Genomic DNA, 26,352 nt, shown 5'->3' with positions numbered 1-26,352 from the left:
CTGGCACCTCGTTTGTCACCTCAGTCCTCCTTAAACAAAGCCAAGCTGCTGTTAACAGCTCGGCTGGCTCGACTGACTAGCTCTCTTAAGCGCTGTTCGTTGCTGGCCATACTCGCAAGCTCTTGTTCGAGCGCACAAACCCTAAACTCTAGTTCATCTACCTCATAAGATAGGTTATGATTTTCATCTTGCAATTTTCTGAGTTGTCCAGACTCTTCAGGGTTTAAGTTGCGCTCTAAGCGGCAGGCAAGAGCATATGCTAGCGAGTCATAACCCTCATCTAATGCGAGTGCTATTAACTCGAATTCAGATGCATTAGCGAATCTACGATTAGCAATTAGGTTCATTTATGCCTCCTCAGTTTGAGGGTAGTCATTTACCTTAGTGAGCTTTTTATGTACCTCAGATTCGAGCACCCAACCAGCTTTTCTGCCAAGCTTATAGTTGATAGATACCACGTCTTTTAATTCTTTCGCCTGTTTGATAGCCAAAGCAACCATTCTTAAAATCACAACTCTTGAATGCCGAGGCAGGTATTCATCCACCCTTACAAATTGACCTGATAATAGCCTTTGGGCTATTTCTCCGATGGTTTGATGATAAGCTACTCGTGAGGAAACGCCCTTAGGCAGTGGCTCACGCATTTGACGAACAACATCTGTATTGGCCTTTGTTAAGAACATATCGCTAAAAGCGCTTTCTAACATCCAGCCTAGATTCTTTCTAGTCTCAGTCTGGATTGTGATAACCTCAAAGCCACGCGCTTTTAAGTCAGAAGTAATTTTCGATAAAATGACACGCATTGTAGAAGGTGCATACATACTTTTATAGTCAGATACTTTGACGAGTTCGCCACTAAAAAGCCGCGATTTAATCTGGCCTCTTAACCCTTCAAATGATTCATCCGAGACATCAATCATTTTGTTGGTAGGCTTTGGTACGTTACCAGCAGCAGTAATAAGCGCAGCTTGTAGATCTTGTTCTCGCTTTTTATTCTTGGCCTGTCGTTCTTTAATATATTTGGTGTTTGTATTATTAAAATACGTATCACCCTTCGCCAGGTTTTCAGGAAGCTGTTCGTTCTTTGCATTTTCTCTTAGCCATTCTTCGATAACTTCAACTGGTGTACCTTGGTTGGCTTTAACAGCTGATAAATTTGTTTGTATTAGCATTATTCCCTCCAACCCTAGATGATAGATAGCATCAGCAAAGCCAATGCTATCGTTAGTCTTTTAACCCTCAGCACCAATTTCTTCAGCGATCATGTCTAGCGTGTCGCTAAGTAGCTGTAAATCAGGCTGTGCAAAGTCACCAGACTTGTCTTCAATCACACCGCGCATACGCTCAACATCATCTAATGACTGGCATGATTTGATGTTATTCATAAGATTGGCGTACTCAAGCTCCAGCTTTTTATCTTTCCAAGTTTTACGTAGAGCTTCCAAGTCATCATTTTTGATGTTGATATCTGCATCTTCAGACATGGCTTTAATTTCTTTGCCGATACTATTAATTTGCTTTAAGTCTTGAGCTTTACCAATCGTGCTTAGCAAATCTGATGTATCAAAGTATTCAATAGCCGGCGCTTCAACTGTTGCCGCCTTTGCTTTGACACGCTCAAGTAGGGCAGAGGCACCGGCGTTCTTGGTTTTAACCGGCTTGGCTGGAGTAACGTCAATCGCACGGTCTTTCTCTTCTTCAGTGATCCCAAAGCCACTTAGCACGTCAGCGAACTTGTCACGTAGAGCGTAAGCACGTGCGCGGTTTTTCATCATGCGCTTGGGGTACTGAGTCCAGGGACCTTGTTTACCAGCCAACCCTGCTTTTTTAGCGTCTTGCATACTAAAGGTTACGCTGTGTGGCTCTTGACCAATACGCTTAACAGTGACCGTTGCATATTCATCTGTAACTTCTTCAGTAATATCTTCAAGCATCCCTGAGCTTTGGCAGATGGCCACAACAGCATCACCCCAGATGGTAGGACGGCCATTAACTACAGCGATATTTTGCAATGATTGCAGGGGTTTTAAGCCAATCTCGCTACCCATTTGCATGGCGATTAAAATATCGGCCGGTTTACCTTTGAAGTTCTTGGGTACCATTTCAGATGCTGCTAACATTTCACTAAACTGCCAGGCTTCTTGATAGTTTTGAGGGTTGATAAAGCCAGATGATTGAGTTTGTTGGGGTAAGTTATTCATTGTTTTGTTCCTTATTGAATGGTTATTTGATTCGCATCACACGGCTTGCTGACTGTTTGACATACTTAGCAGCAAGTTCTGGCATATCTTTTTTAAAGCTATTGCTATCAAAGCGGTTGCTAACTTGCGCCTTGTAAGTCACTGCAATATCGCCATCGATTGCCAGTGCTTCATTGTCACCAATCGTGCAAATAAGCTTGGTTTGAGCAGCTTCAATCTGCTTCTTAAGCAGCTTTTCAGCTTCTTTTAGCTCTACATACTCGTTAAACACTTTGACTTCGTCGCTATCAATGGAGATGTCCAGCACCGTGTCAGGGTTGTGAGCGGGGTACTTATTCTTAGCGTTTTCAAGAGTCGTTGGCTCTGGTGCCACACCTGCTAAAACATTGTTAACCCAAAAGTCTTCGGCTGCTTCAAAAAGCACATCGATAAGCTCTTGGCTTCGTTCAATCTTGTACTGGCGGTACTTGTTGCCACCGATTAGCACAGCCATGTAGCAAGTCTTGGTATCAGTAACGCCCATATACCACTGTGCTTGACACATATACTGGTCAGGGACTTGGTCTGACTCTTCATCGCCCCAGTCTTTAGCGACATACTCAGATGCCGTCTTAATCTCTAAGATAGTATCGGAAGTAAGCTTGCCGTCTTTAAATCTGACGTTGCCGCTAATCTCTGGATTGATCACAGCGCGGTCAATGTTGGCCACTGCAAATGTATGAACGGGATGACGCATCATGAAATTAACGTTTTGGATTTTAAAGTCATTACGCTTGGCAAATTCAGCAGCGACCACTGGTTCCAAGGTGGTACCCCAGTAAGCGAACTCGCTAGCTTCTTCATCCACTGGCTCAGTCTTGCTGACATAAACATCGTAGGCGGTAGCGTAGGGGTTAACACCCATGATTGCGCTGATATCAGAGCCACCGATACCAGTTTGGCGAGCCGTTAACCAATCTTCGCGGCACATGTTTTTAGTGCTTAAAGCCAGGCAAGTTTCATACTTCTTAAAATTCTTGGCGATTGCTAAATTACTCATAATCTTTTGCCTCCATTTGACTCATTTCGTAGTCGTAGTTATCGATGTACTGCTGCTGATTGCTTTGTTCTTTGTCTAGCGCAAGCAGCGCTACATGGGTTGAGCAGCCACCTACAATGGCTGCTAATAGGGCTGTAGCTAATGCCTTCATCATGCGCCCACCTCGCTAACTTCAACGACTTCTTGAAAATCTACCCAGCGCTTTAAGCTATGAATGATGTGACCGCGTGCTTGCATGATTGTTTCCCCATAGACGTACTCAGTAATGTACGTCCCTTGGTCGATGTAGCTGACTCGATATAACTTTTCCATCACCATCCCCTTAACCGTAAAGAAAATCTGAATTTGTGAAACCAAGACTGGCCATGCTGTCACGCTCTTCATAAGGCTCTTCACCCCATAGCATTGGCTCGATTTGGTCACGCATGATGTTGAAGATCTCGTCAGTGATTTCGAACTGCATTGGCTCTTCACCGTCTTTTAACGCTTCGATAACTTCCAGGCTTTTTACGTTGCCGTTTTCGTCTGATTTGAAGCCAACTTGAATCAAGTCATAACCTTGCTCAAAGAAGAAGAAGCCAGTCTTCTTGCTATAACCTTCGTTAACTTCAAAGTCATAACCGGTATCTAACTTGAGTTTTTCTAATAGTGCTGTCATAATGTTTACCTCTCTTAATTGAGTGAAGCCCCTTTGCCGTCCAAAGTTCAGGGGCTTTTTAATGTCTAAAAAATGTCTAACTAGACGTTTGAATGTCTAGCTAATCAGTGATGTTGTTAACAAAATCAACGCAGTTTTCAAAAGTATCTGAGTAAATCATTTCGTTTTGCTCAAGACACCAAACCTCGCCACGATGATTAACAACGTAATTGCCTTTCTGATACGTTTTGTTCATAGCTCTTTTTCCCTTGGTTGATTAACACACAACAGCCGACTACTTGAATCGGCTGTAATTTGTTAGCCTTTAAATTCTGTTTTTACATAGTCACTAGCATCATCGTCTGATTGCTTGTCTTTGTTGGTATAACGATTATGCAATAATGCATAGTTAAATGCAAGTATGAAATGAAATTAAATGCATTAATGCATTAAAATATTCGTACTTATGCCTTGCTGGCTGAGAAAATACTTAAGGCTAAATGAAAACCGCCCTCAAGGCGGCTTTGTTCACATCATTTTGTGTTTTTTAAGAAACAAAGGATTTTGCTTCTTGAATTGCGGGCATAAAAAAACCGCCCTGGTATGGCGGTTGGATTTAGGTATTGAACGATCATTGGAATGTAAGTGATGTTGGATAACCAGGTTGGTCAGGAGCGAAGCTGAACCAACTATTAAGATGAGCGGCATCAGGGAGCGTACTGACGCATACTAGAGTAGGGCGCGACCTATCAGAAAGTCGCTATTATGCTAGAGCTAAGTATAAAACAGGGCGTTGATACTATTTTAAGATCTTCAGAATAGGCCTTTTAACATCTAGGCCTTTAGTTTCTTGAACTGTTTTTCTCGGAAGTCGAACTGTAGTATTTGAATCAACAACTATATCTTCCATAGCATCGGTTTTATGTGATACCTTGGCATTAAGCTGATAATTATTTACATATCTCTCTAATTGCTGTTTTATACTATTATGCAAATCTTCAGCCAGCTCTTTATCTGTTTCAGTAATATTGAGATGGATATCATAATCTGCTTTACATCGTAAATCATGATACCTTTTTAAATCTCTCCCTAACTGCATCAACCCTTCTTTTTTACTACGTATGAGACTTTGGCTGACAGCTTGATGTGAGCTATATTTCTGTGGTGAACTACCTTTTTTATTAGGCTTATATTCATATAAGACTATATCTGTATCGCTAATAACTTTCTTAGAATAATGATACGTTGCATAGTAACCCCGAGATATAACCAGTCTTTCTATCAACTCTCTTGGGGTAGCGCTAAAACTTTTCAGACTCTTCTTAAGATTGTATAAATCTTCAGTGTTTAAAGGCATTACGATTCCAGCAATTCTTTATTATCCAAAACGAATGCTGACTCAATTTTATTTTGATTGTCATCTATTGGTTTAAAATAAACTATAAATTTCTCTAAAGCTGATAAGTTCTCCGATATTATTACGTGCTCGATAAACGAAGAGTCAAATTGCTTGTTCAGCTCAATGGCTTGTTTGGGTGTAATTTCTAAAAAAACCTCTACCCGAACAAATTGATCATATTTATCTTCTATGCTAATTCTAAGATGATAGGTTTCAAGAGTCTTGCTACTTATGAAACCATTCAAGTATTTCATTGAATCAACGTATACTTCGGTATCTAAGTCAATTTCATTGAGATTATCAATTACTTTAGGAACAGCATTAATAACTACTCTAGATTGTCTTACTAATGAGCATTCAGCTTCATCTTTCTCTTGGAATAACTCTAAAGCTGCTTCTAACTCATCTGTATCTAATAAAAGGTATGATGTAGCCAAAAGGTGGACTATAGGTTGATACATGGATGGGTAAGATCTTAGATATCGTTTTGCTTCAGAAAATAATTCATCAAAACGATTCATACGAAATAATAGTGCAGGATAATTCACCATTAATTCGCGGTTGTCTTTACCCAATTTCCAGGCTTTTTGATAACAAGAATATGCTGCGGTATAGTTTAGTTTAAGCGATTCTATGAAAGATAGGATAGCCCAATATTTTGCAGGACCGCCATCCAAATTCTTATATGCTTCTGCCTTAAGATTGTCTAATTGAGAATAATCCGGTTCTTCTAAGCCCTTCGACTCCGTCAACAAATTAATTAACTCATTACCTATGTCAATTAAGGCATCTTCTTTAGTTTTAGGTTGACGTGGTGCCATAGTTCACCTTTATCTTATTGAATTCTATTGAGCTTCTTTCATAAATTTTAGGGATAAAAAAACCGTCTTTATACAACTCAATAAGACAGCCAACACGATGAAGTTAAATTGTAAATATAATTTCTATATCTAGTATTTAAATACTAATATAGGTAAGAAAATCATAACAGCTTGCTAGCCTTAGTTCAAGGTTTACTAAAAAACTTATTGATTTTGTCAACCCTTATAACTGTATTTTTATTAAGGCCTATAAAGCCTTGATAATATTATGATTAAAGGAACGACATTGAAAAACCGCCACTGGGGCGGTTTTTTATTTTTATTAAGAGTATTTAAACAAGGGTTTGCGTTTTAGGCTTGTTTGTTTTTGAACGCTGTATTGAAAGAACTAGCTTTACGAGTCTCCATTACTTTCATCGCTATTTCGCTGCTTTTTCGACTGGCTTCTTGCATTGCATTCTTTAAGCTCTGGGGAGTTTGATATATCATTGCTTTGTGCTGTGCTTGCATTTGCTTGTTGCTCACTATTATTGTCTCTGTTAGCTTCATCATCCTCTTCCTTCCTATTTAATGTTTCGTAGAGTGCTGGTAAATCAAGCTCATTACAAAATACATCATGTAGACTTATGCCTTCGCGAATAATTACATCAATTTGATTCAGAAGAGTCTTTTCAGTTGAATCAGGCGCTCGTACTTTTTTAAATATACTACGCGCCTCTTTTCTGTCAATAACGAAGCCATGTGAAGGATAGTCTGCTACTAAGTTTAGCACCCCATTTTCATGTAAATTGTTAAATTTTTCTTGCAATCTGTTGCCGTATTTAAATGCAATTTCTGTAGCTCGCTGAGTTTCGCCTAGCCTAGTGGGGTCAATCTGAGAAAATATTGGACTAAATGTACCTACGGTAATTTGTGCAGCTGCATCAGTTGCAAGTTTAGTAGAAAGTCTAGTCTGTGTTTTAAGTTTTATAGCTATGCTATTAAACATATCATAAGCTTGTGTAGATAATACATTAAACCCCTGAGTAATGTCCATACCAGAGGAGCGCTCAAACATTTCGTCAGATTTCATTATTTGCACATCCAATGGGCCCAACTCCCCGCCATCTGATAGCACAAGTTCGCTTGCTCCAATTGCTATTAAAGTCCCTGCAGATTTGCAGTAGTGAGGAACATATAGTGTTATGCCATCTTCAAAATAGTGCTGCAAACACCTAGCAATCCTAAACCCAGCATCTGGATCTCCACCATAAGTAGATAATACAAGGTCTACAGTTTTCGGATGGTCTTCAGGCAGTCCTTCGCAAACTTTAGAAATCCTTTCATAGCCATATCTATTAATTTCTCCAACATAAACTATGGTTACTGATTGTGTATTACTTATAGTCATAACAACTTCCTCTAATTTTTCTTAAAAGATGCAATTTTTTCATTTTTAATTCTCCATATGAACGCCCTCTACCATGGTCATCATCTAGTCACCCCACAAATCCCCATACACCCCACAGTTACGCTCAATAGCATCCATCGTATCTTCAGTGCTATGAACGCCATTACGCCAAGCATTGACAGGGAAGCCCTAATTTAGCGACTTCCCCTCCGAATACCCGACATCCTGCCAGCCACTCTACTTGCCTTTTTCTTGTTATACGCAGATGGTTTTAATTATGTCATCTGGTGGAGTGGTAGGGTATGCAATTTTAAACTCACTTTCATCTTCAATCGTATAGTCATCAGATGCTACAACTTCTCTGTTGTTATACATTCTAAAACTTTTAACAAAATAGCTGCCCATATCACAGTTGATATAATTGTATTGAATAGTGTGAGTATAGGCCTCACCGCTTGATAAGCGAGCACCGTCATTGAAGTCAATCCTGCTGAACACTGATAGATACCGATCAGTCGAACTGCTGCCTACCAGGTAAGGGCTAATACTTCTAACACTATCAATATCTATATAAAAGCTAGAATCATCGTCGTCTGCAAGCTGCACCCATTTTGCAGCATACGCTTGAGCACTACAAAGCACCAAACTAAATACCAGTAGTCTTGTCATATCGCACATCCTTATTATCTCAAGTTTTTAATGTACTTTGCCCACCTTCTACTCTTCATCCGCACTCTGACTTTTACTGGATTTTTTAATTGGGAAGTTGTCCATACTATAAACAGGGATAGCAACTAGATCCCCGTAATGCTTCGCCAACAATTTAACCTGCTCAATTGTCAAGCTCATAGGCTCATTGTTATCTGCTGCTGTATTAATTTCAGCCATCAGCTTGTTAATAGGTAATTCGCTATTATCCATAATTTTTATCCTGTTATATATTTTCGTAGACCTTTCATAGCCCACTATGGCCTGTCTTTCTTATTTCAGTTTCTTCTTATGCTCAACAGCCACACCGCAAATTGTGAACGGAGTATGTCTGCTATCAATGGTAGGGAAGTCAGGGTTTAGAGGTACTAGCTCACAGTACTCCACACCGTTATCATCAAACCCACGTGGCCGCCACTTTTTAAAAGTTACGGCGTTTTCACCTGCTTTTTTAGCAACGACATAATTACCGGGTGAAGGCTGGGTGTCTGGATCGACCAAGATGAGATCGCCTGGATTGAAGTCAGGCGTCATGCTCAAGCCCTCAATGATTACCCAGTGAACATGGGGTGGATAATCACCTATGATGATTTCAAAAGTATCAGCAATAGCATCATCGAAGTAATGGCAAAACTCGCCAGCTTGTACGTAATTAAGGACAGGTACGCGCCGTACATTATCCATTGGTAAAACTCTGAAGTTATCACCTTGGATTCTAGTGAGGTCTTTAAACCTAAGCTCAGCCTCTTCAATGTCAAAATATTCCGCGTATTTCTTAACAGTCTTACTGCTGGGGCTTTGGGTATCACCATTTATTATTCTGAAAGTCGTTGACTGTGGAATGCCAGACTTGTCCTGTAATTGGTAGGCGTTAATTCCATGTTTTTTTAATAAAAATTCTAAGTTACTAACTAAGTAAGACATACAACCAACCTATTAATATTAAAGTGCAAGCTTATTTTATGCAAAAACGCATATATATGTAAGTAGTTATGCAAATATGGGTTTACATTATGCAAATGTGCATTATAATAACGATGTTAATAAATTTAAGGATTCTAAAAATGACTCCAAAGCTAATTGAGAAAATCAATACACTCATTGGTGTCGGAATGACTCAGGCAATGATTGAAGAGCAAACTGATATTCCACAGTATCGAGTCTCGCGACTAGGAAGTGGAGCAACTAAAAATCCAAGATGGTCTGATGTTGAGAAAATCAATAGTCTTTACGACCATGTCATTACTCAAGGTCAACACTGGAATGACTTTAAACAACAAACCGAGGAGACTTAACTATGTGCCACACCCCGATACATTTATTATCAGACCCCACGCGTGGAATAGCACGCAACAACTACGCTTTTTTATTACAGCGCCTTACAGACAAGACGCAATGTGCTACAGCTGCGGCTACAGGCGTAAGTACAGCTAAGATTAGCCGCCTTGTTGGCAGTGAGGATAAGCAGGGTGATTTGGAGCTGTTTGCCATTATGTGTGCTTTTTTAGGCATCAAGCTTGTTGATATAGACGCTGTTTTTTGTGACCGAGACATGGCCCAGGCAATGGCAACAATGCTACGCACGAGTGTAAATAGCCCTGATTTTATCGACATTATTTTTAGTGGGGGAGACAAGAAGTAATGGCTATGAAGATCACTCATCCTTTGCAAAAGACGGTTGATCAGATTATCGAAGATGAGCTAGGCACAGAGTTGGTGGCAGGCGTGCAGATATCGCTGGCAAGTTTTGAGCATATTCGAAACAAAGAATACGTGCGCAGACGACTAGAGCAGAAGGGGTTTAAACAGATAAAAGGTTCAACTATCAGATACTCGTATCAGATAGTGATCGATGAACGCCCGCCAAGTTGCCGCAAGTACAGCAAAGAAGATGTGCTTAATAGATTTAAACATGAGGCTGGGATTATCTCGAACGAAGGATTAAAGCTGTCTGAAAGAAACAAACTATCCAGGACTATTACTTATCTTAGACGGACTGGATATGTGATTGAGTCCAAAAGAGACTGGTCAAAGGTGGTCGGAACATCTGTAACGACTTACAAACTAAAAACCTCTGATAACTGCGAATTATCAGAGGCGTGTTAATTAACCATCAAAAAGTAACTAACAAGGATATTTAATCATGAATACGGTTTATAGGCAATCACCAATGAGAGAAGCAGGCTATACGCAGATTGATAACAAGATTTTTGACGCACAGCCATTCTTGTCGCCCGCTGCATTTGGGGTTCTTCTACGCATGGTGAGAATGATAGACGGTTATGGAAACACCGATAAATCTCTATCGAATAGCTTTTTACAAGAAACCTGCAATATCAGCAAAAATACGGTTTCAAAAGTAGTAAATGAGCTGGTTGATTTTGGCTTTTTAACTGCCAAAAGACAGCAAAGAAAGACAACAATTTACAGTCTAAATTATGAAAATATCGCCAATTTCGACCCCAAAAAACTAGGTCAAAATTTAGCATCCCAAAATTTAGCATCCCAAAATTTGACCATTAGATTCCCAAAATTTGACCAAGTTGGCTCCCAAAATTTGGGAAGTAATAAAGAAAAAGAAAGAAAAGTAATTAAAGAAAAGTATAAAGAAAAAAATAATAAAAAAGAAAAGCCAGCCGAGCCTGACAAATCCAAAAAAACAAATCAGTTTGTTAAGCCTAGTGTTAATCAGATTAAAAGTTATTTTTCTGAACTAGGTCGTAGTGATTCACAAGCAATTGCTGAAAGGTTTTTTGATTACTACGAATCGAACGGCTGGAAGGTTGGTAGATCATCGATGAAAAACTGGCAAGCAACTTGTCGCAACTGGAATCGAAATAACAAGCAGACCGCAGCTAAGCAAAACACAGGAAATCAGAACACAGGACTTAATCATGCAATCAATCAACCAGCTAACAACCAAGCTAACGAACAGCCAAAGAAATCAAGCGCAGACATCTACGCAGAGAACCTTGCCAGAGACCTTGCACAGCAGTACCCAGACGAATTCGCAAACGTGCCTTTCTAAGCAGCAGATAGCCAGTTTGTTTGCAGGGTGGAAAAAGTTATTTAGATCAAAAATCAAAGATGAGGACTGGGGTGTCGACACACTGACCGTTTGGTATATCGCATTAACCGACCTAGGCATGACACAAGACGAGTTTAATCAAGCTAAGCGTAAATCGTTAAGTCTTTCATGGCCACCAACAGCCCCAGCTGATTTTTTAGAGTTAGCAAGAGCTGGCAAGCAAAGTGAATACCTAGACACACAAACCGCATTTGAAACAGCCTGTAGATGCTCAGGAATGCGCGGAGACGTCGAAAGAGACTGGAGGCACCCAACTGTACTAGAAACTGCAAATCGCATCGGGTGGGGCAAATTAGCGAGTGCTGGTAACAGATTTATTAAATACTTTGCCACGGTCTATGAGCAGGTGATTATCGAACACAAGAATGGGGCTGATTTTGAGATACCCAAAACCCATCGTATTGAAGCGCCTAAACCTGCCCGCCTAAATGATGATAGTCCAGTAGCTCAAGAATGGGAAAAAATGAAGGCTAGATTCGGTGTAGGCAGGCCCAAACAAGAAACAGTTGAAGTTTAAAACAAAGGGAATCCATGGCTAAGAATAAATTGAGTAGAAACCAGCGCCGTGCTAAGGCGTTAAAAGCGAAAAAAGCCACGAAGATACAACAAGCGAAGTCTAAGCCACGCCAATATCAAGGCTATATGAAAATGTTTTTGGACGGTGACAAGGTGGAGGACCTAATCAAGCGAGTGGTACGTACCGAAGACTTCTTAACCCGGCCACATGATATTTTCAGCCACGACCGGACTTACACTTTCACCATGAATGCAGTTAGCAAAGATGGTCAACGTGCACACGCTAAGGCTGAAATTGAAGGCGAGCATGATCAAGCCGGGCTAGTTGCTGCTATTGGTCAAGCATTTAGAGACTTTTGCGATGAGCTTATGGAGCACGCGCCAGAGGTTGAGCTTGATTATAGTGAATGTCATGTGGTCATACGGGCGCTTAAAACAAAGATTAAGGCACCAGGTGGCTATCGGTGGGTGTAAGAGCAGGTAAGCTTAAAACAAGTAAGGGCTATACGCTCACACGCTTAAGCAGAGCATATGACCCGGCCGGCAATCATTGGAATCAGTATAGCGCCCGGGTAAGAGCAGTTGAGGGTAATCCTTTTTTTGATCAAATCGTTCGATGGGATTTAAAGGGCAATGCGATTAATCATGAGTTGGGCGATATTGTTTGGGGTGCAGATGGTACTGGGGATTATCAACTAAGACAAGGCGAGAATATTTTTAGATTTTAGTAAGGGCTTTTTATGTTAAACGAATTATTTTTGATGATGTTGTGGTGCTATCTTTTTCTTTCCCTGTTTAGCACGTATTTAATTGCTCGTGTGGTTTTTGGTGATGGCAGGCGGGTGTATAGGTTTCAGGTCCAGTGGTACCACAAGTGTGTTTTAGGGTATTTGATAGCCGTTCCAGTTATTTTTTTACAGTGGCGTTTATCACTTTGTTATGGGGCAAGTAAGGGTTAAAAGGGTATGAGGGGTAAACGAATAGGATTATCAGAAGATGAAGTACAGACGGTAGTAATGAATTGGTCTAAGCGCCAGAAGTTTAAAGGCCGGCCATTGTTTGATTATATTCATCATTCACCAAACGGCGGTAAGAGAGCCGCTAAAGTTGGGTCTAGCGGTAAGAGGTATTCACCAGAGGCGGCTAAATTCAAGCGTATGGGTGTGAAAGCGGGCTACCCAGATTTGATTATTGATATTGCTAGAGGCGCTTACCACGGCCTGCGCATTGAGATTAAAAAAGATGGTAACAGCTATGCGACGCCAGCCCAAAAAGAACGAATCGAGATGTTGGCCAAAGAGGGGTATTGCGCGGTTGTCGCTAAAGGGATTGATAACGTAATAGAGGTTATTCAGCAGTACATTAAATTAGGTGACTTTGATGGCGTAAGCCAGTTAACAGCTGACAAATAAACAGGCAAAAAAAAGCGCTCATGCGGTTACATGAGCGCCAAAGGATGACAATTCCAGCCCTTACTTCATTAGGCAGCATGATTATATCAATGACAGAAAAAACTGCAATGAGGGCGCGCGTGTGGCAAAAAAACGGCTTGGGTTTACGGATAAACAGTTAAGGCAAATTAGAGTAACAATAGGCCGAAATTTGGCGGCGGCCAGAAAGAATGCTGGCATGACTCAAGCTGAGGTCATGCGTATTGTGTGGAATGTGGATAACAATAGAAACCGTATTAGTGAAATTGAGAACGGTAATAAAGATTTAACGCTGACGGATTTGCTGATATTTCAAAATCTTTATAACCAGTCGCTTGATTATATTTGCGGCCTATCGGTAGAGCCAGAGCTGGATATGCTGGCAAGCACAGTTAATCATGTGGTGACTCAATCGCGTGCAATGGTAGAGCATTTAACAGAACAGTTTGCCGAAACAATCACTGAGCATATGAAGTCGATTTGCGTCAATGATCAAGAAGCACTACTGGCTGAGGCGAAACAGTTATGCAGACTGCTAAAAGAGCAAGAGGTTCAAAAAGACTCTCAAATCGCTCAAAGCGCTAAAAGTCTTATGTCAACAATACGTAAGATTGAATCTAAGCAAGCGAGGCAAATTATGGCTGTTGAGACGCAAATGATGCAGATTAAGCAGCGACTAGACAAAGAAGATAAGCACATCATGCTATCTGATCTTGATTGCGACTATCAGTACAGTCTACCTTTGCCGGAACCTGTATATAGCGATGAAGAAATGATTAAAGGGGTTAACTGATGGCAGTACCAAAGGAAGTGTGGGCGGCAGCTAAGGCCCTATGGGAGAGTACACCCAATATTACTTATCAAGAAGTTGTGGACCACTTACAAGAAGTGTACGGGGATAAGGCGCCGGCTTCTAAATCCGCCGTATATAACCGTGCCAAAAAGTATGACTGGCAAAAGCTATCCATGCTTGAACTGAAAGAACGAGCGGAAAATGCGAAAAAAAAACAGAACAAAAGTGAACAGAACGGGGTTGAAAAAAAATTAGAGAACAAAGAAAACAATAAAGTCAAAAATGAGCATGAAACCCAAATTTACAGAACAATAATCGATAGCACAGACAGAACAAAACAGAAAATCGTTCTCTCAACTGAACAGCGTGCCAGCGTTATTATCAAACATAGAAATAGACTGCATAATCTGGGTGCATTAGAAGATGCTATCACCATGCTATCACTTGACGTCGCAGAAAACGTGCTAAATCCAACACCTATTGAGTTGGACCATGTTAGCACTGGTGATGACGATGATTATAAGTTCTATGATGATGAAGAGGACCCTATTGCTAAGAAGTTAGGAGTGATAAAAAGTCTAAGTTTTGTACTGGGTAATTTAACTCAGGCACAAAAGGTGATTGCTGAACAAGAAATGCCCATGTGTGGTATTAGTGCCGAGGACTTTAAGCAATCAGAACAAGAACGCCGTTTAGGGGCGCTTGAAGCGCTGGCAGGTATTGATGAAGAAGAGCGTGCTGCTCGTGAAAAACTGCATAGGGAATTGCAAGAACGGATGCAGTCGCTTACCCAGCTTGAGCATGACCCTGATTTTTTTCGTAATGGTGATGCTGAAGATGTTGAATTTGATGATTTGGAGGAGTGAATATGAAGTGCGCAGTCTTTACAGATGGAATATTACCAGGTCTTAACAGCTTAGAGACTGAGCCGTTATCGTTTTTGAAGTGCAGTCAAAAGGTTTATAACCAGCTTATCGAGCACGCAGACGGCGAAGATATTGTTTACAGCGAACAACTTAAGGTTTTGGTTGTCTTAGGCCGGCTGGTCAAAGTTGATAATAGTTTGGGTGATAATATGGTTGAGCTTTGGACTGAGCACAAGGTAGAGTCAAAGCCCAAGATTGGTAATGCAATGAGTCATACCATCATTATGACGAAGCCACTTAAAGACTACACTCTTACTATGCCTAAGGCGTTACGAAATAGCTTACCAGGATTTAGGCAGATGATTGGCTATTGACTCAAAATATTGAGGTGAAAGTAAAGATTAGATTGATTCATGCAACTTTTTTGTATAAAATTCCAAATTATGCAAATAGGAGTGTCAAATGAAATCTAGTCCAAAAAATATATTCTCTAAACATATAGCTAAAGAGTTTACGATTGATAAATTAATTAAACTGCATGAGGCGATTGCCGCTCAGCTTGTCACTCATGAAAGATTCATTACGGATGTATATGATGATGTCATTAAGCCATTTTCTCGACCACAGTATCAGTATTTTGCAATAATCCAAGCGGCTCAGGAGTCAATGGTTAATTTAATTGATGCCTCATATCGTTTAAAAAATACTGAACCAAAAGGAGGTATATATCCTCTCATTGAATTACCTTCTTTTTCTATAATCCCACGAAGATCTGGGACAATGCAGTCGTATCGAAAAGCAAATTATCTCAAAAATAAAGCTGTAAATAATGCTATGTTTGAACAGGCGATGCCTGATTTATTTGATGTGATTGAGAACCCTAATATTGCCAGATCAGATAGAGTGTTTATGATACTGGATGTATTTGTTGACGAAGACAATCAACCTCATCTAAATTTCTTACTACCTAGCACTGATTTAAAAACAATTCATTTAATTATTTCCTTTGAAGAGATTATACAAATGCAATTCCAGCATGAGGATAATAATCCGCAAATACAGCCTGCTGCTCCTACGCTTAAGAAGACATTGCAAGAACTTGATGCGCAGGTAAGTCAGTAATATTGCAAGGTGAAATGTTATGTTTAATCCAGAACGTTTAGTTTTAGCTCGGAATGCTAGACGAATGACACAAGAAGCGCTAGCCCAAGAAATTGATTACTCTGATTCAATGATATCTCGATGGGAAAGTGGAGCAAATAAACCTACGTATTCTGCAATCTCTAAGATTTCTAAGGCACTATCTATGCCAGAGAGATGGTTTTCCTTAAGAAGCATAGATGAACAAGGTGTATATCAGTTTAGATCATTAACAAGAACAGAAGCTAGCGCGAGAGATCAAGCAAAAGCCAAGCTGCTTTATTTTCGAGAGATTTCAGAGATTTTAGAGCAATGGGTGGATTACCCTGCATTAAACCTAGTCGATTCTCCAAATAGAATAGAGGCTCTTAATATAACAGACGAAAAAATAGAGAAGCTTGCAGAAGAACAGCGTACATTGTGGGGTCTTGGGAATAGGCCTATTCAAAATTTAACGAGATTAATTGAAAATTCTGGTGTGTTAATTACTTCAGATTGGCTGAATTCTAGCGATATGGATGGGGTGTCTGCTTGGATGGCAGGTAGACCGTATATTCTTTTAGCAAAAGATAAAGATAATTATTTTAGAAATAGATTTGATAATGCTCATGAGTTTGCGCATGGTATTTTACATAAAAATTTAACCAGTTCCGACTGTAAAAACATTGGCTATAAGGAAATTGAAAGGCAAGCCAATTATTTTGCCGGTTGTCTATTAATGCCAAGTGACGCTTTTTCTTTAAACTACAAAAGTGTTACTTTAGATAATTTGGTGATCGAAAAGCGTCACTGGGGAACATCTGTTGCTTCATTAATAATGCGTTATAGCCAGTTAGGGCTCATTGATGATAATCATAAGACACGCTTATTCAAAAACTACAGTTATCGTAAATGGAGATATGGTGAGCCTTATGATGATAGCGTTAAGCCAGAAACACCTGAATTAATGTATAACACTGTCAAAATCTTGCTAGAAGAAGGTGGGTTTCGCAAAGAAGATATAATTGATCGAACATTTTATAATGCCGATGATTTAGAACAGCTATGCTGCTTACCAAAAGGTATGTTATCAGGGGAACAACCAACCAAACCAAAGTTAAGGTTAATTAATTAGTAGTATCCAATATTCATATAAATTGTCTCTGCACACGACAAAAAAAACAAAAAAGTCTGTTAAAGCAAAGGCATAATAGTGATTTTTAAGACGAATCAGACCATGCCAAACTTTAACAGACTTAGTGAAACTTTAACCCAAAACCTGAGTATGAACAAGGCAAGAATCACATGTTTGAGCCTAATGATAATAGCCCTGATTACTGCTCAAAGCAGTAATCTTAAAAAAAATAGCAAGACACCTCCCTAAGGGTGGCAAGACCGACAGCCACTATCGCAGACTACAGCGATTTTTTGCCGAAGCGAGGATAGACTACGATCAATTAGCTTTAATGATATATCGACTATTTGGGCTAGGCAAAGTCACCTTAACCATTGACCGCACCAACTGGAAATGGGGTAAAAGTAACCTCAACATCTTTATGCTAGGGGTGGTATATAAAGGGATAGCCATCCCCTTATACTGGCAAATGCTAGATAAGCGAGGTAATACAAACCATCTTGAACGCTGTGAACTTATTGAGCGGTTTATCAAACAATTTGGCAAAGATAACCTTGAGATGATAGTAGCGGACAGAGAGTTTGTTGGCGAAAAATGGTTTAACTGGCTCACCAATAATCACATACCCTTTGCCATACGGATTAAGAAGAACAGTAAAGTTAAGAATCATCATGGCAAGTTGGTACAGATTAAAGAGTTATTGCGCCATGTTAGCCATCAAGAAACATATCGACATGGGCGAATACTGACTGTCGATGGTTGTTTGGTTCGAGTATTTGCCAAGCGTGATAAAGACTATGGTTTAGTGATTGTCGCAACCAATCAACTAGAAACAGTGGATGCGATGACAAGCTATGCTAAGCGTTGGGAGATTGAGACTTTATTTGCTTGTTTAAAGGGGCGTGGCTTTAATCTTGAAGATACCCACTTAACCCATCTTGATCGGGTCAGTAAATTAGTCGCAGTGAACGCCTTAGCATTTTGTTGGGCTTATCATGTCGGTATTTATAAAGACAAAGATAAGCCGTTAAAACGCAAGTTGAAGTCAAACGCTCGACCTCAAGCCAGTTTGTTTGTGCTTGGCCTGGATGTGTTGATTGAGGGCCTGCGCTTGGTGTTTTTTAACAATGATAAGACTGTACTTCGACAGTTAGTTAGCTTTTTAACCCCTAAACCTATGAAAATTGGGTGGGGATAATTTTTTTGTCGTGTGCAGAGATAAATTGTGTATTTTTTTTAAAAACAAAAAGGCGAGTGCAGTGGCAAAACCATTTTTAAAGTGGGCTGGTGGAAAAAGTCAGCTAATTCCGGAAATTGTTAAGAGGTTACCAGAATATGTATATAACAAGTCGCCCTATCAGTATGTTGAACCCTTTGTGGGTAGTGGGGCAGTGGCATTACATCTTTTAGATAGTCCACATCCGCCCACTAAAGTGATATTAAACGATATTAATAGCGACTTGATAAATCTTTACAGGGCTACAAACAGTAACATAAATTCTATCTAAATCTATTTATAATTACTTACTATGAATAGATTATTAAGCATAAAACAAGCAGCTAACCAGTTAGGCGTTTCCGTTTCAACCCTGCGAAGATGGGATGAGACAGGAGTGCTTGTAGCTCAAAGAACACCAAAAGGTCATCGTAGATACGACTTATCTAAAATAAACCCAAACCTGACTCGTAATAAGGTGGAACAACAACGCAAAACCATAGCTTATGCTCGTGTATCAAGTCATGACCAAAATCCAGACTTGCAGCGTCAAATTGAGATGCTTGAGCTGTACTGCTCTGCTCAAGGCTGGTCATTTGAAGTGATTAGCGATTTAGGCAGTGGTATGAACTATCATAAAAAAGGCTTAAAACGCCTGCTTGATGATATTTTAGACAACAAAATAGACAGGCTGGTGCTAACCCATAAAGATAGATTACTGCGTTTTGGGGCAGAACTTGTTTTTGCTTTGTGTGAAGCTCGTCAAGTCGAAGTGGTTATTATCAATCAGGGCGAGAACTTATCGTTTGAGGAAGAGTTAGCACAAGACGTACTTGAGATTATCACCGTGTTTTCAGCAAGACTTTACGGGTCACGTAGCAAGAAAAACAAAAAACTCATTGAAGCAGTTAAGGCGAGTTTAGAATGATACGAGGCCATGTTATTGAGCTTAATCCAAACAATAAGCAAGCAACTTATTTCGCTAAAGCTTGTGGTGTTGCTCGTCTTGCCTATAACTGGGCGTTAGCCGAGTGGCAACGACAGTATGCTCAAGATAAGGCCTATCAAGATGCTTGTCGCATTATTGGCATTGATATTGATGAAAGTAAGTTACTAAAGCCTAGCCAAGGCAAGTTACGCAAGCAATTAAACGCCATTAAGCGTGATAAGTACCCGTTTATGCTTGAGGTAACGAAGTGCGCCCCACAGCTCGCTATTATGCAACTAGGTGATGCCTACAAACGATTTTTTAAAGGCGAGGCTAAGTATCCACAGTTTCGTAAAAAAGGTGTTAACGATAGGTTTAGTCTATCCAATGACCAGTTCGCTGTAAAAGGCAAGCAGATTCGCATACCAAATCTAGGTTGGGTTCGTATGCGTGAAGAGCTGCGTTTTGTCGGTAAAATGCTCTCAGCTAAAGTCTTTAGCAGAGGTGGGAGATGGTTTGTCTCTGTTGCAGTTGAAATAGCTGATATTGTAAACCTTACCAAAAAGACAGGTAAGCAAACTGGTGTAGACCTAGGTATTACTGACTTAATCACTCTATCAGACGGTAGTAAAGTTAAAGCACCCAACCCACTTAAGGCGAAACTCAAGAAACTTAAAAGGCTTAGTCGCCAATTAAGTCGTAAACAAAAAGGCAGTAATAATCGTGCTAAAGCGAAAGCCAAGCTATCACGATTGCACCTGCAAATTAGTAATATCCGTAAGGATGCACTACATAAGCTTACTACTGGTTTAGTGAGTGAGTATGATGTTGTTGCGATTGAAAACCTAAACACTAAAGGCATGATGCAGAACCGCAAATTAAGTCGTGCGATTAGTGATTTAGGTTTTTATGAGTTTAAGCGTCAGCTTGTTTATAAGGCCAATCAATACGGTAAAACCGTCAAAGAGTTAGATAGATGGTTTCCATCATCTAAAACTTGTTCTAATTGCGGTCACTTGCTAACCAAAGACGAATTACCACTATCAGTTAGACGATGGCAGTGTTCGTCTTGTCAGCAAGCAAATGATAGAGATATCAACGCCAGTATCAATATATTGCAACATGCTGATAAAGTTTTAACCCATCAGTGATGGGTTAACAAAGCGGTGAGTTCCACCGTGTTAGCCTGTGGAGATGATATAAGACCTGCGTGTAACCACAAAGGCAAACATCTATGAAGCAGGAAGAAAATACTAAAACTACGTGAGTAGATTTAGATAAGTTTTTCGGAACGGTAATTAAATCAAACCCTACCGAGTTATTGGATTATTTGAAGCTTATTCAAAGTGAGTACGATAAGCTTGAAGACAAAGAGGCAAAGCAGCCGTTTTATTACGATAAAAGAGATAGTTTTAATAAAAGAGATGTCAGTTCTGTAGAACATGCAGGGCTATTCATTTTTCTAAATAGGGCTGGCTTTAACGGTTTGTATAGGGTAAATAAAAATAATGGTTTTAATGTTCCTATAGGAAGCTACAAGAAGCCTAACTTTGTGTTTGAAGACGTTATTCTGAAAGCTTCACGGCTATTATCTGGTGTAGATATATGTAATATCAGCTTTGAAGGGGCCCTAAAATTAGCTAATGAGGATAACCCTGAGGGGTTACCTACGTTCTTTTATTTTGACCCACCATATAAACCATTGAATGATTCATCCAGCTTTACCTCTTATGCTAAAGATAGCTTTAATGATGATGATCAGGTGAAGCTAAAGCTAGTTTGTGACCTACTAGATGAGCAAGGTCATCAGTGGCTGCTAAGTAATTCAGATACAACTAATTTTGATGTTACTAATACATTTTTTGATGATTTGTATGAGGGCTATAAAATAGAACGTGTTAAAGCTAGCCGTAATATCAACTCTAAAGGTACTAAGCGTGGGCAAATTAATGAGCTACTGATTAGGAACTATTAAATAATGAAAGAGCTATACGAAGCGGCACACTTTACTCAAATGGTAAATACTTTAAGCCAAAGAGGTATTCTCCAATATGATTATTTTGTTAATTGGGCAAAGGTTTTAACCAAGATTGCGCCTATAGAGAAAGAGTTAAATATCCTAAATGCTGCTGTAGGTAAGGAGGATATTGAAGGTGCTTTGTTTGATATTTTCAAAGAGTATCCAAAAACAGTTAAAGCTATCCCTGCTTTACTCGCTATACGGGATAACTCAATTGATATTCTCATAGACAAAACTAACTATATCCATAGAAACTTTGACTTTAAGCATAGAGAGTTTACAGATGATGATTTAAATAATTTAGTCGATTTTGTTATGCATTCTGGTCTTGGCAAGATGATGCAAGACAGGAGTATCAGAAACCTGCCTGATTATTGTACAGGAGTTGAGGTAGGGCTTGACTCAAATGCTCGGAAGAACCGTGGTGGTACACAAATGGAGAAGCTAGTAGAGTCATTTGTGGCACTTTTCTGTCATGAAAACGACCTGGAATATTTACCTCAAGGCAACGTCAAAAGTATTAAAGAAGCATGGGATGTGGACGTAAAAATAGGTAAGGCAGGTAAAAACATTGATTTTGTTATTTATAAAAAAAGCACAGGTAAGCTATTCTTTATAGAATGTAACTTTTATAACGGTGGGGGCTCAAAACTAAAATCTACTGCCTCAGAATACACAAAAATGAGTGAGTTATGGAAGGCTCAAGATATAGAGTTTATATGGGTTACTGATGGTAAGGGCTGGCTAACAACCACTAAGCCACTTAGAGATTATTTTGATGAAGGTAATTATTTATTGAACATTGATATGTTGCAAAAAGGATATTTAGAAAAAATAATTTTATGAGGGAGTCCATCCTGATCAGGAAGCAAACGATATAAAACCAGTGATTCAAAATAGACAAAAGTGGCACTGGTGGGAACTATTGAAGCTATTTAGGGCCTGGCCGTAGGAAAGTCTCTATTAAAAGCGATTGATTTAATTATCAGTCGCTTTTTTCATGCCCTTAGGAACACTCAAAGCTACAACCCGCCAGCAGTGCCATAATTTAAGCCACACGTACAGTATTATAAGGCTTTATCATGGCAACTTATCTTAACTATGATGATCAGGGCTTCATTATTGGCACAAAGCGGCTAGAAAGCGGTATTAAGTCAATCGGTGAAGATACTCAAGAGATCATACAGATACTCAAATCACAAAATCAAATTAACCAAACGGTATTAAACCGTATAGCTAAATCCAATGAGCGTATAGCTAACAAGAAGTCTATGCGTATTCAGGGCGTGGTGCCAACTTACGATCCCAATGATTCAAGATTGACTGGTATAAGCCAGCCGAGCACGCAGAGCCAGGCACAATCAAAGCAGCAACATAGACAGAGGTTAAGTAGTACGAGTCAGCCAGAAAAAAGCGAGGTAATGTCAGCCGGCGGGAAGGGCGGCGACACTCTTAGTAATGTCACTGCAAATGCTACCGTAAAATCAGGCTCAGCAGCAAATAGAGCTGATAGCCAGCGCGATAGCGGCTCAAGCGGCGTTAATAGTTCAACAGGTGGTAAGGGTAAGGCCGAGGGGCGGCTAGACGCCACTAACAACGCAGCTGGTGGCATACCTGGTGCAGCTCGCAAGGCCAACAACCCTACCGGTAAGAATGGGCGTGAGAAAAGCAAAAAAGATAGCGATAAAAATAGAGACGAGAAGGGCCGCTTTACAGCCAAGGAGAAATCGCTATTTGATTCGCTGGCCAAGGTGGCTAATAGCGGCCGTAGTAGCTATGGCGGTTATGGTGGCGCTCAAGATATTGACCCGCTAATTGCATCAATGAATGAGATCAAGGATGTAGCAACACCCATGGTCGGTATGGCCATGCAAGCTGGCAAGATTGGCGGAATGGCTGGCAAGGCAGCGTTAAGGGCAGGCAGGTTCTCGTTCTCAAAGTACAAGAGTTTGAAGCGCAAAGAGCCGTTGCCGAAGGAGCAGGAAAGACATAACAAGCAGAACGAGGAAACGCTAGGCGAGATTCTGAAAAGGATGCCAAGTGGTGACGGTTCGTTACTGGGTAAATTAGGGCGTGGCTTAGGCATTCTGGGCGGCGGTGGCGGCGGAAAGGGCAAGGGCAAAGGTAAAGGCGTTAAGGCTATATTATCTGGAGCTGGAGCTGCTTTATTAGGTGCTGGCAAGAATGGCAGCAAGCATATTGGCAAGGCAGCTAAAGCGCTTGGCAAGGCTAGAGTGCTGACACCACTGGCAACAGCTATTGGCGTGGGGAGTCTGGCGAGTCGTTGGGATGATCTCGATGATGAAGAGAGAACAGCGGGCATTGGTAGTGTAGCTGGCGGCGGTGTTGGTGCTATGGCTGGCGGCGCTGTAGGCTCAGTGCTAATACCAGTGCCAGTAGTGGGTACAGCTATTGGAGCGGCCGTGGGTGGGTGGATAGGTAGCGAGGGCGGCGAGGTTTTAGGTCGTACAGCGTCACCTCATATCAAGTCATGGACTGATAGCGTTAAGGCTTACAACTTACCTCAAAAAATGCAATCTAAGTGGGAGACCGGATTAGCACCGGTCCTTTCTAAACTAAGTGAAGCAGCCGGCGGCATGAAGTCATGGGTGTCAAACATGGCTAGTGGCTTGGGCAGCATGCTGGGTTTTGGTGGTGATAGTGGCATGGGTGACTGGAAGGTTGATTTTGGTTCGGGCCTAACATCAGCCAAAGATGGTGTCACTTATAAAATGGGCGCTAAAAACTTCAGCGGCGGTGTTATTGATTGTTCAGGCTGGGTTGATCAATTAAACAAAGATACCGTAAGACAGATTGAAGAGCAGCTAGGGCCAGAGGCGGCTAAACGCGCTCGTATTGACGCAAGCGGTGGAGCAGCTGGCATTATCCAGTCAGAAGAAAAGAAAGGGCGCCTCATGACCACGGCGAACAGTTGGGCTCAACTAGATATCAACAAGTTGCAGGCTGGCATGGTTATTGGTGAGTCACGAGGGGAGCATGCAAGAAAAGAAGGCAGATACAAAAACATCGGCCATATCGTGCAGATTGTTGAGGAAAACGGCGTTAAATACGTGTCTGAATCTACATCATCCAAAGGCTCAGACGGTAAGACAGGGGTTAGAAAAACAGAGCTTAGCGAGTACGTTAAAAACCTTAACGGCCGACAATTTGGGGTGACAGTTGTTGACCCTTACAAAGAGCTTAGAGGACAGTTGAAAGCACCAGCAGCGCCGTCGAGTGTTGCGATTGGCGGTGCAAGTAACTACCAAGACAAGGCGATTAGTTATTTTATGGGGCAGGGTTGGACCAAACAGCAGGCGATCGGTATTGTTGCTAACCTACATAAAGAAAGTGGCGGGTTTGATCCAAACGTGATATCAGGAAAAAGACTAGGCGATAGCGGCCAAGCCTACGGTATTGCACAGTGGCACCCACCACGCCAACAAGATTTTAAACGCGTGTTTGGTAAGGATATCCGTCAATCTACCTTTGAAGAGCAATTGAAGTTTGTTCAGTGGGAATTAAAAAACGGTGGGCCATTAGAGAAGAAGGCTGGTAAAAAGCTTAAAGAGGCCAAGACTTCTGAGCAGGCAGCTAAGGATTTTTCTCAATACTATGAGCGACCCCAAAATACCGAAGCTGAAAAACGTGATCGTGCTGCTATTGCAAGTAGAATAGAGGCTCAATATAGAGAGTCTGTGCCTGCTTACATGGGTGGTGGGAAGGTTCCAAGCGGTGCTGGTGCATCAAACTTTATGCCAACCGCCAATACAAGTTACTTGCCAGCCAGCCAATCGTTAGGCCTCGATTTGGGTGCGTCGATCCTTAAAAACGTGCTTAACATACCTGATATGCCCTCATTTAGATTGCCGCTGGCAGGTGGCAGCCAGGATAAGCCGATTATTGTTCAAGCTAACAATGAAAGCATCGGTCAGAATGTGTCAGACAGGGATTTAGCACATGCAATTACTGGTGGCATGGGTATGAGTATGAGTATGGCTTGGGACTAAGAGTCTAAAGGAACACCCCAAAGGCAAAAGCGCTTAACCCCTTAAACTAAGGCATATTATTAAATATTCTATGCCTTTTTTGAGGGGTTTTTCATGGCTAAGAAAACGAAAGTTATTACATACAACCTGGCGGATCGTGGCCGTAAATACAATGGCCAGGATAGATCAGACTTAGATATCAGCTCAATGGTTAAAAAGATTAATTCACCAGAGGTTCAAGAGCTTGTCAGCAGTGGTGATTTATTTGGCTTTAACGGCCATGAGATAAGAGCACGCTTTGGCATGTACCCACCAGACCAATGGGTGGATGAAAAGACGGGCCGTATTATTAAAATCCAGCCAGCCTTACGCACCATCAGGCTTGAAGCTGACGATGACGGCAACGTCGTAACCCAGCATGAGTTCTTAGATACGGACGACGGCCAATTTGCCGCGCGTTTATACGCTAACAAGGCCGGCGGCTTTAGCAGCGCTATTAATCGCAGACGCAAGCCAGACGGTTATTATGAAGTTACCGGCTTTCATGGCTTTGACTATGTGAGAACACCAAACTATGCCACAAATAAAGGCGACGGCATGTTTGATAGCATCTTGAATGGCGCTTATACCGAAGGTGAGGCGTGCTTTGATAGCCTGGTAGAGCTGCCACAAGACCAGATTGTCTTAAAAGAGGCTTTAGAACGCATCATCATTGCTCAATATGACTCAATGCAAACAGCTTTACATTCAGAGTCACTGGTAAGCCATTATCAGCGTGAAGCACTGGCAGCCCAAGACGCTTTGATCAATGCAGAATTACGTCGTCAAAAAGTATTAGAGCGCAAGAAGCAGCGAGAATTAGAGCTTTTTGATAGCCTAATTTGCCCTTCTAAGCCGTTTAACGAGATTAAGGCCCAATGGGATAGCTTTCATATTGGTAGCACGTCAGACGCAGATTTACGCATAAGTGAGCTAGAAAAGGTGGCTGGCAGGTCAGAAGCACCACAAGAGCGCATTAGCATTGTCGATAGATTTCGTGGCCTTTAAATAGGGATTA

Annotated in this window: 35 protein-coding genes; 21 read left to right on the top strand and 14 right to left on the bottom strand. The window is 40.9% G+C overall.

Annotation, left to right across the window (positions count from 1 at the left end):
* Positions 1-20: 20 nt before the first annotated feature.
* The 14 genes from MN210_RS06845 to MN210_RS06780 all read right to left on the bottom strand — a co-directional run bounded on the left by MN210_RS06845 (position 21) and on the right by MN210_RS06780 (position 9,119).
* A complete protein-coding gene (locus MN210_RS06845; protein ID WP_241877990.1) occupies positions 21-347 on the bottom strand; it encodes a hypothetical protein in 327 nt (108 codons plus the stop codon).
* On the bottom strand, positions 348-1,172 hold the full coding sequence (locus MN210_RS06840; RefSeq protein WP_338411911.1) for a hypothetical protein: 825 nt from the start codon (positions 1,170-1,172) through the stop codon (positions 348-350).
* Between the two features lie 60 nt (positions 1,173-1,232).
* Entirely contained in the window at positions 1,233-2,201 is a 969-nt protein-coding gene (locus tag MN210_RS06835; protein ID WP_338411910.1) for a transcriptional regulator, read from the bottom strand.
* Between the two features lie 22 nt (positions 2,202-2,223).
* A complete protein-coding gene (locus MN210_RS06830; RefSeq protein ID WP_338411909.1) occupies positions 2,224-3,240 on the bottom strand; it encodes a YqaJ viral recombinase family nuclease in 1,017 nt (338 codons plus the stop codon).
* A complete protein-coding gene (locus tag MN210_RS06825; RefSeq protein WP_190272726.1) occupies positions 3,233-3,394 on the bottom strand; it encodes a hypothetical protein in 162 nt (53 codons plus the stop codon). Before MN210_RS06825 ends, MN210_RS06830 begins: the two co-directional genes overlap by 8 nt.
* Positions 3,391-3,552: a hypothetical protein gene (locus MN210_RS06820; protein ID WP_190272725.1), complete on the bottom strand. Its 162-nt coding sequence runs from the start codon at positions 3,550-3,552 to the stop codon at positions 3,391-3,393. The genes MN210_RS06825 and MN210_RS06820 overlap by 4 nt, the downstream gene beginning before the upstream one ends.
* Before the next feature lie 10 nt (positions 3,553-3,562).
* Entirely contained in the window at positions 3,563-3,898 is a 336-nt protein-coding gene (locus MN210_RS06815; protein WP_241877983.1) for a hypothetical protein, read from the bottom strand.
* Positions 3,899-3,998: 100 nt separating this feature from the next.
* A complete protein-coding gene (locus MN210_RS06810) occupies positions 3,999-4,133 on the bottom strand; it encodes a hypothetical protein (protein WP_255016244.1) in 135 nt (44 codons plus the stop codon).
* A gap of 543 nt (positions 4,134-4,676) precedes the next feature.
* The gene (locus tag MN210_RS06805) at positions 4,677-5,234 is read right to left on the bottom strand and encodes a hypothetical protein (RefSeq protein WP_338411908.1); all 558 of its coding nucleotides are present in this window, start codon (positions 5,232-5,234) and stop codon (positions 4,677-4,679) included.
* Complete coding sequence (locus tag MN210_RS06800; protein WP_338411907.1) at positions 5,234-6,097, bottom strand: hypothetical protein; 864 nt, start codon at positions 6,095-6,097, stop codon at positions 5,234-5,236. The genes MN210_RS06805 and MN210_RS06800 overlap by 1 nt, the downstream gene beginning before the upstream one ends.
* A 394-nt stretch (positions 6,098-6,491) precedes the next feature.
* Positions 6,492-7,487 (bottom strand): SDH family Clp fold serine proteinase, encoded by a 996-nt coding sequence (locus MN210_RS06795; protein WP_338411906.1) that lies wholly within the window; start codon positions 7,485-7,487, stop codon positions 6,492-6,494.
* A 255-nt stretch (positions 7,488-7,742) separates the two neighbouring features.
* Positions 7,743-8,156 (bottom strand): surface-adhesin E family protein, encoded by a 414-nt coding sequence (locus tag MN210_RS06790; protein WP_044298329.1) that lies wholly within the window; start codon positions 8,154-8,156, stop codon positions 7,743-7,745.
* A 48-nt stretch (positions 8,157-8,204) separates the two neighbouring features.
* The gene (locus MN210_RS06785) at positions 8,205-8,408 is read right to left on the bottom strand and encodes a hypothetical protein (protein WP_241877979.1); all 204 of its coding nucleotides are present in this window, start codon (positions 8,406-8,408) and stop codon (positions 8,205-8,207) included.
* Between the two features lie 60 nt (positions 8,409-8,468).
* Positions 8,469-9,119 (bottom strand): S24 family peptidase, encoded by a 651-nt coding sequence (locus tag MN210_RS06780; protein ID WP_338411905.1) that lies wholly within the window; start codon positions 9,117-9,119, stop codon positions 8,469-8,471.
* A 140-nt stretch (positions 9,120-9,259) separates the two neighbouring features.
* Here MN210_RS06780 and MN210_RS06775 point away from each other — a divergent pair, with 140 nt between their 5' ends.
* From MN210_RS06775 to MN210_RS06675, 21 genes are all read left to right on the top strand, one after another.
* Positions 9,260-9,490, top strand: coding sequence for a helix-turn-helix domain-containing protein (locus MN210_RS06775; RefSeq protein ID WP_241877977.1), 231 nt, complete (start codon positions 9,260-9,262; stop codon positions 9,488-9,490).
* A gap of 2 nt (positions 9,491-9,492) precedes the next feature.
* Positions 9,493-9,837 (top strand): hypothetical protein, encoded by a 345-nt coding sequence (locus MN210_RS06770; RefSeq protein ID WP_338411904.1) that lies wholly within the window; start codon positions 9,493-9,495, stop codon positions 9,835-9,837.
* Positions 9,837-10,301 carry a hypothetical protein gene (locus tag MN210_RS06765; RefSeq protein ID WP_241877976.1) on the top strand — a complete coding sequence of 155 codons (465 nt, stop codon included), beginning with the start codon at positions 9,837-9,839 and terminating at the stop codon, positions 10,299-10,301. The genes MN210_RS06770 and MN210_RS06765 overlap by 1 nt, the downstream gene beginning before the upstream one ends.
* A 37-nt stretch (positions 10,302-10,338) precedes the next feature.
* A complete protein-coding gene (locus tag MN210_RS06760) occupies positions 10,339-11,223 on the top strand; it encodes a replication protein (RefSeq protein WP_338411903.1) in 885 nt (294 codons plus the stop codon).
* Between the two features lie 16 nt (positions 11,224-11,239).
* Complete coding sequence (locus MN210_RS06755; protein WP_338411902.1) at positions 11,240-11,800, top strand: hypothetical protein; 561 nt, start codon at positions 11,240-11,242, stop codon at positions 11,798-11,800.
* A gap of 14 nt (positions 11,801-11,814) precedes the next feature.
* Positions 11,815-12,273: a hypothetical protein gene (locus MN210_RS06750; RefSeq protein ID WP_338411901.1), complete on the top strand. Its 459-nt coding sequence runs from the start codon at positions 11,815-11,817 to the stop codon at positions 12,271-12,273.
* Complete coding sequence (locus MN210_RS06745; protein WP_338411900.1) at positions 12,264-12,527, top strand: hypothetical protein; 264 nt, start codon at positions 12,264-12,266, stop codon at positions 12,525-12,527. Before MN210_RS06750 ends, MN210_RS06745 begins: the two co-directional genes overlap by 10 nt.
* Before the next feature lie 237 nt (positions 12,528-12,764).
* Positions 12,765-13,211 carry a VRR-NUC domain-containing protein gene (locus MN210_RS06740; RefSeq protein ID WP_241877971.1) on the top strand — a complete coding sequence of 149 codons (447 nt, stop codon included), beginning with the start codon at positions 12,765-12,767 and terminating at the stop codon, positions 13,209-13,211.
* Between the two features lie 121 nt (positions 13,212-13,332).
* On the top strand, positions 13,333-14,022 hold the full coding sequence (locus MN210_RS06735; protein WP_338411899.1) for a helix-turn-helix transcriptional regulator: 690 nt from the start codon (positions 13,333-13,335) through the stop codon (positions 14,020-14,022).
* On the top strand, positions 14,022-14,888 hold the full coding sequence (locus MN210_RS06730; protein ID WP_338411898.1) for a hypothetical protein: 867 nt from the start codon (positions 14,022-14,024) through the stop codon (positions 14,886-14,888). Before MN210_RS06735 ends, MN210_RS06730 begins: the two co-directional genes overlap by 1 nt.
* Before the next feature lie 2 nt (positions 14,889-14,890).
* Positions 14,891-15,262: a hypothetical protein gene (locus MN210_RS06725; protein WP_241877967.1), complete on the top strand. Its 372-nt coding sequence runs from the start codon at positions 14,891-14,893 to the stop codon at positions 15,260-15,262.
* 88 nt (positions 15,263-15,350) lie between these two features.
* Positions 15,351-16,010: a hypothetical protein gene (locus MN210_RS06720; protein WP_338411897.1), complete on the top strand. Its 660-nt coding sequence runs from the start codon at positions 15,351-15,353 to the stop codon at positions 16,008-16,010.
* Positions 16,011-16,029: 19 nt separating this feature from the next.
* Complete coding sequence (locus MN210_RS06715) at positions 16,030-17,142, top strand: helix-turn-helix domain-containing protein (protein ID WP_241877964.1); 1,113 nt, start codon at positions 16,030-16,032, stop codon at positions 17,140-17,142.
* Positions 17,143-17,344: 202 nt separating this feature from the next.
* Positions 17,345-18,340 carry an IS4 family transposase gene (locus MN210_RS06710; protein ID WP_338412830.1) on the top strand — a complete coding sequence of 332 codons (996 nt, stop codon included), beginning with the start codon at positions 17,345-17,347 and terminating at the stop codon, positions 18,338-18,340.
* 10 nt (positions 18,341-18,350) lie between these two features.
* Positions 18,351-18,650, top strand: coding sequence for a DNA adenine methylase (locus tag MN210_RS06705; protein ID WP_338411896.1), 300 nt, complete (start codon positions 18,351-18,353; stop codon positions 18,648-18,650).
* Between the two features lie 21 nt (positions 18,651-18,671).
* Entirely contained in the window at positions 18,672-19,286 is a 615-nt protein-coding gene (locus tag MN210_RS06700) for an IS607 family transposase (RefSeq protein ID WP_201545905.1), read from the top strand.
* Positions 19,283-20,437 carry an RNA-guided endonuclease InsQ/TnpB family protein gene (locus MN210_RS06695; protein WP_338411895.1) on the top strand — a complete coding sequence of 385 codons (1,155 nt, stop codon included), beginning with the start codon at positions 19,283-19,285 and terminating at the stop codon, positions 20,435-20,437. The genes MN210_RS06700 and MN210_RS06695 overlap by 4 nt, the downstream gene beginning before the upstream one ends.
* 146 nt (positions 20,438-20,583) lie before the next feature.
* Complete coding sequence (locus MN210_RS06690) at positions 20,584-21,261, top strand: DNA adenine methylase (protein WP_425605648.1); 678 nt, start codon at positions 20,584-20,586, stop codon at positions 21,259-21,261.
* A gap of 3 nt (positions 21,262-21,264) precedes the next feature.
* Positions 21,265-22,152, top strand: coding sequence for a type II restriction endonuclease (locus tag MN210_RS06685; RefSeq protein ID WP_338411893.1), 888 nt, complete (start codon positions 21,265-21,267; stop codon positions 22,150-22,152).
* Between the two features lie 236 nt (positions 22,153-22,388).
* Positions 22,389-25,316: a phage tail tip lysozyme gene (locus MN210_RS06680; RefSeq protein WP_338411892.1), complete on the top strand. Its 2,928-nt coding sequence runs from the start codon at positions 22,389-22,391 to the stop codon at positions 25,314-25,316.
* Positions 25,317-25,409: 93 nt separating this feature from the next.
* Positions 25,410-26,342, top strand: a complete 933-nt coding sequence (locus MN210_RS06675) for a hypothetical protein (protein WP_241879661.1) — start codon at positions 25,410-25,412, stop codon at positions 26,340-26,342.
* The last annotated feature ends 10 nt before the right edge of the window (positions 26,343-26,352 follow it).

This window comes from Psychrobacter raelei, assembly GCF_022631235.3.
GTDB lineage: Bacteria > Pseudomonadota > Gammaproteobacteria > Pseudomonadales > Moraxellaceae > Psychrobacter > Psychrobacter raelei.
Note: the sequence above shows the minus strand (reverse complement) of the source record. Positions and strands in the feature narration are given on the sequence as shown.